Source organism: Pseudomonas sp. COR18, assembly GCF_048568395.1.
In the GTDB taxonomy this organism is placed as follows: Bacteria; Pseudomonadota; Gammaproteobacteria; order Pseudomonadales; family Pseudomonadaceae; genus Aquipseudomonas; species Aquipseudomonas fuscovaginae_B.
In genome coordinates, this window is sequence record NZ_CP183808.1 from 6,368,692 (window position 1) to 6,377,793 (window position 9,102).

7 protein-coding genes and 2 pseudogenes are annotated in these 9,102 nt (G+C 65.0%); 4 read left to right on the forward strand and 5 right to left on the reverse strand.

What is annotated here, in order from left to right; genetic code table 11:
* Window positions 1–120: 120 nt before the first annotated feature.
* Window positions 121–216: pseudogene (locus tag ACM62G_RS28620) on the reverse strand (hypothetical protein); the annotation flags it as partial.
* Window positions 213–1,283: pseudogene (locus ACM62G_RS28625) on the reverse strand (alkane 1-monooxygenase); the annotation flags it as partial. The pseudogenes ACM62G_RS28625 and ACM62G_RS28620, both read right to left, overlap by 4 nt.
* A 12-nt stretch (window positions 1,284–1,295) precedes the next feature.
* Here ACM62G_RS28625 and ACM62G_RS28630 point away from each other — a divergent pair.
* Window positions 1,296–1,547 carry a hypothetical protein gene (locus ACM62G_RS28630; protein WP_273820727.1) on the forward strand — a complete coding sequence of 84 codons (252 nt, stop codon included), beginning with the start codon at window positions 1,296–1,298 and terminating at the stop codon, window positions 1,545–1,547.
* A gap of 8 nt (window positions 1,548–1,555) precedes the next feature.
* Here ACM62G_RS28630 and ACM62G_RS28635 read toward each other — a convergent pair whose 3' ends face one another.
* Entirely contained in the window at window positions 1,556–2,548 is a 993-nt protein-coding gene (locus ACM62G_RS28635; RefSeq protein WP_273820726.1) for an alpha/beta fold hydrolase, read from the reverse strand.
* Between the two features lie 256 nt (window positions 2,549–2,804).
* On the opposite strand from ACM62G_RS28635, the gene ACM62G_RS28640 reads away from it, so the two are divergent.
* From ACM62G_RS28640 to ACM62G_RS28650, 3 genes are read left to right on the forward strand one after another with little or no spacing between them, the layout of a single operon-like run.
* A complete protein-coding gene (locus ACM62G_RS28640; RefSeq protein WP_419736192.1) occupies window positions 2,805–4,358 on the forward strand; it encodes a flavin-containing monooxygenase in 1,554 nt (517 codons plus the stop codon).
* On the forward strand, window positions 4,355–5,257 hold the full coding sequence (locus ACM62G_RS28645; protein WP_054062265.1) for an SDR family NAD(P)-dependent oxidoreductase: 903 nt from the start codon (window positions 4,355–4,357) through the stop codon (window positions 5,255–5,257). The genes ACM62G_RS28640 and ACM62G_RS28645 overlap by 4 nt, the downstream gene beginning before the upstream one ends.
* Before the next feature lie 33 nt (window positions 5,258–5,290).
* On the forward strand, window positions 5,291–6,124 hold the full coding sequence (locus tag ACM62G_RS28650) for a metal-dependent hydrolase (RefSeq protein ID WP_273820723.1): 834 nt from the start codon (window positions 5,291–5,293) through the stop codon (window positions 6,122–6,124).
* Between the two features lie 156 nt (window positions 6,125–6,280).
* On the opposite strand, the gene ACM62G_RS28655 is transcribed toward ACM62G_RS28650, so the two are convergent.
* Both ACM62G_RS28655 and ACM62G_RS28660 read right to left on the reverse strand, forming a co-directional pair.
* On the reverse strand, window positions 6,281–7,429 hold the full coding sequence (locus tag ACM62G_RS28655) for an HlyD family secretion protein (protein WP_273820722.1): 1,149 nt from the start codon (window positions 7,427–7,429) through the stop codon (window positions 6,281–6,283).
* Window positions 7,426–9,087 carry an MFS transporter gene (locus tag ACM62G_RS28660; RefSeq protein WP_419736193.1) on the reverse strand — a complete coding sequence of 554 codons (1,662 nt, stop codon included), beginning with the start codon at window positions 9,085–9,087 and terminating at the stop codon, window positions 7,426–7,428. The genes ACM62G_RS28655 and ACM62G_RS28660 overlap by 4 nt, the downstream gene beginning before the upstream one ends.
* Window positions 9,088–9,102: the final 15 nt, after the last annotated feature.

The following is a 9,102-nucleotide window of genomic DNA, read 5'->3' on the forward strand; positions in this document are numbered from 1 at the left end:
TCAATTCAATCGGTGTAGCGAGTGCCGTACTGTTGAAGCAACTGCTTTCGCCTGGAAGGTTGCAGATTCGCCAGGCGCACATCACCCGCGTAGTGCGCCAGCACCCGGTGATCCATCAGCCGCCGCCAGAGGAACGGCACGTAGGCCCAGACGATCATGCTCGCGTAGCCGTAGGGCAGCTGCGGCGACTCGTCGAAGTGCCGCAGTGCCTGGTAACTGCGGGTGGGATAGGCGTGGTGATCGGAGTGGCGCTGCAACTGGAACAGAAAGATGTTGGTGACAATACGGTTGCTGTTCCAGGAGTGCCGGGGCGAGCAACGTTCATAACGGCCATTGGGCAACTTCTGACGCAACAGGCCGTAATGCTCCACATAGTTCACCACTTCCAGCAGCGAGAACCCGTAGATACCCTGGATGATCAGGAAAGGAATCACTGCCACACCCAACCAGGCAATCAGCACGCCCCACAGCACCACACTGAACAGCCAGGCCGTCAGCACCGTGTTTTTCCAGTGGAAGGTCGGCAGGCCCTGCTTGTGCAGGCGCTCGCGCTCCAGGTGCCAGGCCGAGCGCAGGCTGAACCAGACCGAACGGGGCAGGAAGCTCCAGAAACTCTCGCCCAGGCGCGAACTGGCCGGATCCTCCGGCGTCGCCACCCGTACGTGGTGACCGCGATTGTGTTCGACGAAGAAGTGCCCATAGAAGGTCGGTGCCAGGGCCACCTTGGCCAGGAACTGCTCCAGCGGCCGGGTCTTGTGGCCCAGCTCATGGGCGATATTGATCGCGATACCCGTCGCCGCCCCGGTGGACATCGCCATGCCCAGGTAGGTGAACCAGCCGATACTGCCATGCACCTGGGCCCGCTCGGTGATGTAGCCCAGCAGGCCGGCCAGGCCGCCCTGCAGGTGATGGGCCTGGACCAGTTGCGTCAGGCCACCGCCGATGATCCAGTCGATGCCCCCGGCGGCCATCCAGGCCGTGGTGACCACGGAAAGGCACATCAGGGCGACACAGGCGTAGATGATCCAGCGGTAGTAGGTCTGTTTTTCGAGGTCAGGAACGATGGTTTCCGGTGGGTTGCTGCGGTCTTCGCCGAGCAGGCCGTCGATCATCGGGATCAGGCCGAAGATCACCACCACCCCGCTCCACCACAGCGATTGAACGCCGGTGACCAGGGCAAAGATGCCGGACAGTACCGGGGTTGCCATGGGCAAGGCGCCGAGCCACCACAGGTGACGCTTGCCATCCGTCCAGATACCAGGTGCAGCGACAGTGGAGTTCATGGCAACCTCCGGATGACGCTGATGGACGGCGCTGTGGCGGATGCAGCCCAGATGCGGGCCGAATCTTGCGCCAGGCAGCGGGCAGGAGTAGACAGAGAAAATGCTTCAAAAGGCGTTATTTTCATTATTCTAACCGCTCAATTGCATTTTTTAAAAAAAACATTCAAAACGTTTTTTCAAAAAACTAGCCCGATTTCGATAGCTCGTCAACTATTTTTTTGGCGTCATTTCGAATGTCGTTCGTGGCGCCGCTCGCACACCTGAAACCCATCTCAGGAAAGCGTGGCGGCCGCTGCTTCGTGTTGCCGGGTGATGCCTTGTTGCTCGTTGGCCCGAGCGGCGACAGCGCGCACCATGGCCACGACCGGCTCAACTGCCGTCACCGGCAGCATGTGCCCTCGCCCCTCGAGAATGTCCATTTGAATGCCGGGCACCAGGCCCGCCATCGACTCGCCGTGCCGGCGATAGTCCAGCACCTCGTCCTGCGCGCCGTAGATCAGCCCCACCGGCAGGTCGAGCTGCGGATAGCGCCGGACCATCCGCGGCAGATCGTCGTTGACCGTGGCGATCTCGCTGGAGGCGCAATAGAAGTTGCCGGAGCGCATGCCCAGCAGGCCGCCGCCGCGCTCGGCGAAATCCGCTGGCGGCCGTTCGGGCGCGAACACCGCCTTGAGCAGGCTGCCGCGTCCGAGCATGGCCATGGGCGCCGCCAGGGTCCGGGCGAACCAGCGCCGGATGAAGTCGGGCCTGACCCCCAGTGACAGGAACACCAGGGGCAACATGCGCTGCGGATGGGTCAAGGGAGCCACCAGCACCAGCCCGGACACCCGCTGTGGATGATCGAGCGCCAGGGCCAGTGCCAGCGCGCCACCCAGGGAGTGCCCGACGACCAGTGGCCGGTCCAGGTGCAGGATCTCGATGAAACGGGCGACCAGGCTGGCCTGCGCGGTAATGCTGACACCCGCACCGCGAGAGCGGCTCGAATAACCGGAACCGGGGCGATCCAGGGTGATCACGCGGAACTGCTCGCGCAGCCGGGGCGACAGCGAATGGGTCAGGTTGCGCCCGCAACCGCTCAGACCATGGATCATCACCAGCACCGGGCCCTTGCCTTCATCCACGTAGTGAAGGCGCTCGCCGTCGACTTCGATGAAACGCCCATCGGGTGGTACGGCCTGTTCGATCCGGCGATTGATCCGGTTGCTGGTGGCCCAGAGTCCGACACTGCCCAGCATAAAAGCCACCGCTGCTACGCCCCATCCCATGACTTCAGCCCTCTGCTTCCCTGCACCCGGCCAGAAACCGGTATTGGCTCCTGCCGTGGCTATCTCCCGGCGCCTGTTTCGCGACTCCCATCGGTCGGGTGAGTCGGTCAATTCGTACAGACCACTAGCGTAGGTGAGATTTTCAGGTAAATTATTTAAATTAATTTTTAAAACAAATAATTTAATTGTGCAACACCGGGTTTTCCCCAAGCGACGAAACTGACGGTCAGGCGTCGCCACAATCGAGGTACACACCATGAATGCGTACTCGTCACCCCCAGGCCGCGAATCGGTCGATATCGCGATCATCGGCTCCGGCTTTGCCGGGCTGTGCATGGCCATCAAGCTGAAAGAGGCCGGGATGGCCGATTTCTTCATTGCCGAACGCGCCGACTCGCTCGGCGGCACCTGGCGGGACAACCACTATCCGGGCTGCGCCTGCGATGTGCAGTCCCATGTCTATTCCTTTTCCTTCGCACCCAACCCGCACTGGAGCCGGCAGTTCGCGCCCCAGGCGGAAATACGCGCCTACCTGGAGCGCTGCGCCCGGGACTTTGGCCTGACGCCGCACCTGCGCTACAACATGGAGCTGCAGCAGGCCGTGTACGACGAGACGCAGCAACGCTGGCACCTGAGCTTTTCCGATGGCCGCGAGGTCAGCGCCCGGGTGTTGATCAGCGGCATGGGCGGGCTGTCCCGCCCGGCATTGCCGGATATTCCGGGGCTGGAGAATTTCGCCGGCAAGAGCTTTCATTCCCAGCACTGGGATCACCAGTACCCACTGGAGGGCAAGCGTGTCGCGGTGATCGGTACCGGTGCCAGCGCCATCCAGTTCGTGCCGCAGATCGCCCCGCGGGTGGCGCACCTGAGCCTGTTCCAGCGCACCCCGCCGTGGATCCTGCCCAAGCCCGACCGCCCGTTGTCCGGCGCCGAGCGCTGGCTGTTCAAGCACCTGCCGTTCACCCAGCGCCTGGCCCGTTCGGCCATCTACTGGCTGCTCGAAAGCCGGGTGATCGCCTTCGCCCGCCAACCCAGGCTGATGAAACTGGTGCAGAAGGTCGCCCTGCGCCACCTGCACAAGCAGGTCGCGGCCCCGACCCTGCGCCAGGCCCTGACCCCCGACTACACCATCGGCTGCAAGCGCATCCTGATCTCCAACGACTATTACCCGGCGCTGACCCGCAGCCACGTCAGGGTGGTGACCCAGGACGTGCAGCGGATCGAGGCCGATGCCGTGGTCACCGCCGATGGCCTGCGCCACCCGGTCGACTGCCTGATCTACGGCACCGGTTTCCAGGCCACCGAACCGCTGCCCCGTGGCCTGCTGATCGGCCGCAACGGCGAGGACATCATGGACGCCTGGGCCGAGGGTGCCCACGCCTACCTGGGCACCTGCCTGCCCGGCTACCCCAACCTGTTCCTGATCATCGGCCCCAACACGGGCCTGGGGCACAACTCGATGATCCTGATGATCGAGGCCCAGGTCGACTACATCCTCCAGGCACTGAAACAGATGCGCGACCAGCGGATCCGCGCCCTGGAGGTCCGACCCCAGGTCGAAAGCCGGTACAACAGCCGGCTGCAGCAGCAGCTCAAGCGGGCGATCTGGTCCACCGGCGGTTGCCGCAGCTGGTACCTGGACCCGCGCACCGGCAAGAACACCACGCTCTGGCCGGGCTCGACCTGGCGCTTCCGCCAGGCGACGCGGCACTTCGAGCTGCGCGACTACCTCACCTTCGGCGACAGCCATCAGCGCCCCGCCGCTGCCGTGCCCGCCGCCATCGAACCCGCACAAGGCAGCCACTCATGAAGACATTCGACGGCAAGGTCGCCGCCATCACCGGCGCCGCTTCCGGCATGGGCCGCGCACTGGCTATTGCCCTGGCCCGCGAGGGTTGCCACCTGGCGCTGGCCGACAAGAACGCCGCCGGCCTGGAACAGACACTGCACCTGGCCCGCGCCGCGGCGCTGCTGCCCCTGCGCATGAGTTCGCAGGTACTCGACGTGGCCGATCGCCTGGCGATGTTCGACTGGGCCGCGGCCACCGCCGCCGAGCATGGCCAGGTCAACCTGATCTTCAACAACGCCGGCGTGGCGCTGTCGAGCACCATCGAGGGCATGAGCCTGGAAGACCTGGAGTGGATCGTCGGCATCAACTTCTGGGGCGTGGTGCATGGCACCCAGGCCTTCCTGCCCTATCTCAGGCAGTCCGGCGAGGGGCATATCGTCAACACCTCCAGCGTGTTCGGGCTGTTCGCCCAGCCGGGCATGAGCGGCTACAACGCCAGCAAGTTCGCCGTGCGCGGTTTTACCGAAGCGCTGCGCCAGGAACTCGACCTGATGAACTACGGCGTCTCGGCCACCAGCGTGCACCCGGGCGGTATCCGTACCGATATCGCCCGCGCCAGCCGCATCAGCGACAACGTCAAGGGCCTGCTGATCGACAGCGAGCAACAGGCCCGGGCCGACTTCGAGAAGCTGTTCATCACCAGTGCCGAACAGGCCGCCAGGGTAATCCTGCAGGGCGTGCGCAAGAACCGCCGCCGCGTGCTGATCGGCCGTGACGCCCACGCCCTGGACCTGTTCGTCCGGCTGCTGCCCAGCGCCTACCAGGCCCTGGTGGTGTTCCTCACCCGGCGCCTGTCGCCCCTGGGCCGCCGCAAGAACAGGGCCGCAGGCTACGACGTCAAGGACTCGGGCGGAATCTGACCGCCCCCAACCGACATTTCAGGAGGGCCAGCCATGCTGCCAATCCGTCGCGACATCCACCCCGAACTGCCAGCCGAACGCATCAAGGACTGGCATGCCGAAGGCCCTTGGGTCACGCATTTCTTCAACGCCCTGTCCCTGCTGTTCCCCTCCGGCGAGCTGTTCTTCATGGACAGTGTGCGCCACTACCGCGACCGCATAGAGGACCCGCAACTGCGCAAGGCGATCCAGGGCTTCATCGGCCAGGAGGCCATGCACAGCCGTGAACACCTGCTCTACAACGACCTGCTGCAGCACGCCGGCCTGCCGGCGCACCTGCTCGACCGGCGCCTGCGGGCCATCCTCGACTTCCAGAAGAAACACTTCGCGCCGTCGTTCAACCTGGCGATCACCATCGCCCTGGAACACTACACGGCGATGCTCGCCGACCTGCTGCTACGCGACCCGAGCCGCTTCGGCGATTCGGTCGAGGGCTACCGGCAGATGTGGACCTGGCACGCCCTGGAGGAAACCGAACACAAGTCGGTGGCCTTCGATGTCTGGAACACGGTGATCAAGCCGGGGCCCAAGCGCTACCTGCTGCGGACCGGCGCGATGCTGTCGACCACGTTCTTTTTCTGGCTGGTGGTGTTCGACTTCCATGTCCGCCTGCTGATCGCCGACCGCAAGGCCGGCCATCACCTGCGGGGCGGGTGGCGGATGATCAAGTATCTGTTCGGCTGGCGCGGGGTGTTTCCACGCATTGCGCTGCCGTGGCTGGACTATTTCAAGCCGGGGTTCCATCCCTGGGACCATGATAACCGCGAGCAACTGGAGCGCATCGAGGGGTTGATGGAGGCCATCAAGCGTGGCAAGCCTGCCCAATAGCTGAGTGGGCGCCGGAATCAGCTGTCACCTTTAGAGCCCTGTTCGCGGATAAATCCTGCTCCCGCAAACGCTTCGCGCTGATCACAGGCCCTATGAGCCCGGTCAATCGGTGGGAGCCGGCGGTCCGGTTCATCCGCGAACAGGCGCCCCCCAACCTCAGAAGGCCTCCTCCACCGCCTTCACCTCACTGGCGGTGTCGATACTCACCACCACCGACATCCCCGGCCGCAGCCGCTCGGCCTCGGCCTGGCCCGGATCGACAGTGATCCGCACCGGCACCCGCTGGGCGATCTTGACGAAGTTGCCGGTGGCGTTATCGGCCTGCAACAGGCTGAACTCCGAGCCCGTGGCCGGCGCGATGCGCTGGACCCGCCCGGTAAAGCGACGATGGTCGAGGGCATCCACGGTGAACGACGCCGCCTGCCCTTCGCGCACCCCGGCCATCTGCGTTTCCTTCATGTTGGCGATGATCCAGCGCCGCTCCGGCACCAGCGCCATCAGTTGCGCACCGGAGTTCACATAGGCGCCCAGGCGCACGCCGATCTGCCCCAACTGCCCGTCCCGGGGCGCCACCACCCGGGTATTGGACAGGTCGATGCGCGCCAGCTCGACCGCCGCCTCGGCACTGGCCACCGCCGCTTCCAGCGACCCGCGGTTGACCACCACCGTCTGCAGGTCCTGCCGGGAAATCTCCAGCGCGGCCTCGGCCTGGGCGATGGCCGCCAGGGTCTGGGCCCGGTCGGCACGGGTCACGTCCAGCTCACGGCGTGATACCGAGCCATCGGCGATCAACGCCTGGTTACGGGCCAGGTCGGCTTCGCTCTTGCGCGATTGCGCCTTGCTGTTCTCCAGGGCGGCACGCCGCTGGGCAATGGTTGCCTCGGCACTGCGCCGTTGCTGCAGATTGTTGGCCAGGGCAGCCTTCTGCACCGCCAACTGGGCCAGTGCCTGGTCCAGGCGTTGCTGGTAGATGCGGTCGTCGAGGCGCACCAGCAGGTCGCCGGCCTTGACGTGCTGGAAGTCCTGCACAGGCACCTCGAACACATAGCCGCTCAACTGCGGGCCGATCAGCGTCACCTGGCCGCGAACCAGCGCGTTCTCGGTGCTCTCGATGGCACTGCTGAACGGCGGCAGTTGCCAAGCGTACAGCACGATCAGCACGCCGACCAGGGCGATCGCGGCAAAGCCCAGCGACGAGATGATCCGCACCCGCAACGAGCGCGGCTCGGTCGACGATGCCCCGGGAGGCGTCTGGCCCTCGGCGGTGGCGGCAATGGCATTGGTGGTGGTGACGGATTCGCTCATCGTGGGGTGGCACCGCTGCTGGAGGTGGAAGGTGGAGGATTGCCGGCGACCCGCCGCGTGGTGCTCATCAGCCACAGGCTGCGGATGAAGATCCAGATCATGGTCAGCACCGCGATCAGCGCGATCAGCATGAACACATCGTTATAGGCCAGCACGTTGGCCTCGCGGGTCGCCGCCGTGGCCAGCGCGCTCATGCCCTGGGTGGTACGCAGCGCCGGATCGAAAATGGTCGAGGCATAACCGGCGGCGGAACCCTGTATCCGCGCGGCCACCAGCGGGTCGCTCAGCACCAGGTGCTCGACGATGCTGCTGGAGTGGAGTTTCTCGCGCACCACCTGGAAGGTTCCCAGCAGCGCCGAACCGATCAGCCCGCCGAGGTTGTTGCAGATCCCGAACAACACGGAAAAACTCACCAGGTTGCGCGGGTTGGTGATCACGTTGCGGGTGCCCAGGGCCATGGTCGGGCCGACGAAGAAGGTACCGCCGAACGCCAGCAGGAACTGGCTGAGGTACATGTTGGCCGGACGGGTCAGGTTGTTAGAGAAGCTGTCGAGGGAGGAACCCAGCGCCATCAGCGCCAGGGAAATGATCAGCGGCATGAACAGGTGGTCGGGATGAATGGTCAGGGCACTGACCGCCAATCCGGCGATGCTGCCCACCAGCATCACCAGATAAAGGCTGCGCATCTGCTCGCTCCCCATATTCAGGGCCTGCAGGAAGCCCACCGCCCCCGTGGACTGCTCGGAGAACACCAGGCGGATCAGGATCACCGCCAGCGCCAGGCGGATCATCGCCCCGCTGCCCAGCCAGCGGGTCATCAGCATCGGGTTGCTGCGGTTGTGCTCGATCGCCAGCCCGGCCAGGATCAGCACGATCGACGCGGCGCTGGCGATGCCGATCCACGGCGCCTCCAGCCACCAGTCGATGCGGCCCAGGGACAGCACCGCACACAGCAGCGCGACACCGGTGGCGAGGATCGCGAAGGTGAGAAAGTCGAGCTTTTCGAAGGTCCTGAAACGGTCGCCCGGTGGCAGCTTGAGCAGGAACACGCAGCCCAGCGCCGCCAGCGCCAGGCCCAGTTCGAACAGGTACAGGCCACGCCATTCGGCGATCTGTAAAAGGTCCTCGGAAAACAGCCGGGCCAGCGGCAATGCCAACTGCGAGGTGCCCAACCCCAGCACCAGGGCCTTGAGCCGCCATTTCGCCGGGAACGCCTGGATCATGTAGTAAAGGCCGAGGGAGCTCAGGGCCGCGCCGACCATGCCGTGGGCCGCGCGCACGGCAATGGCCGAACTGAGGTCGTTGACGAACAGGTGGCCGAAGGTCACCAGGGCGTAGAGCACCAGGAACACCTCGGTGAACGCCCGCAGACCGAACTGCTGGCGAAATTTCACCAGCAGCAGGTTCATCGAGACATTGGTCATCACATAGGCCGCCGGCAGCCAGGCCATTTCCGCGGTGGTGGCGCCGAGTGCGCCCTGCAGGTAAGGCAGGTTGGCCACCACCAGCGCATTGCCCAGGCCACCGGTCAGGGCTACCAGCAGCCCGACCATGGCATAGGCCAGGCGCCGGGGCGTCGAATGCAGTGGAGTCGAGGGTGAGCCGGGCAGACTGGGGCGTTCGTGGGGCTGCCAGTTGCGCGGCGTGTACTGATTCATCCCGGATTCCCGAAT

Excerpts from the sequence above, each read along its gene's own strand:
- ACM62G_RS28630 (WP_273820727.1), top strand. The coding sequence starts at position 1,296 with ATGACGCTGATGGACGGCGCTGTGGCGGATGCAGCCCAGATGCGGGCC.
- ACM62G_RS28660 (WP_419736193.1), bottom strand. The coding sequence starts at position 9,087 with ATGAATCAGTACACGCCGCGCAACTGGCAGCCCCACGAACGCCCCAGT.
- ACM62G_RS28635 (WP_273820726.1), bottom strand. The coding sequence starts at position 2,548 with ATGGGATGGGGCGTAGCAGCGGTGGCTTTTATGCTGGGCAGTGTCGGA.
- ACM62G_RS28655 (WP_273820722.1), bottom strand. The coding sequence starts at position 7,429 with ATGAGCGAATCCGTCACCACCACCAATGCCATTGCCGCCACCGCCGAG.
- ACM62G_RS28645 (WP_054062265.1), top strand. The coding sequence starts at position 4,355 with ATGAAGACATTCGACGGCAAGGTCGCCGCCATCACCGGCGCCGCTTCC.
- ACM62G_RS28650 (WP_273820723.1), top strand. The coding sequence starts at position 5,291 with ATGCTGCCAATCCGTCGCGACATCCACCCCGAACTGCCAGCCGAACGC.
- ACM62G_RS28640 (WP_419736192.1), top strand. The coding sequence starts at position 2,805 with ATGAATGCGTACTCGTCACCCCCAGGCCGCGAATCGGTCGATATCGCG.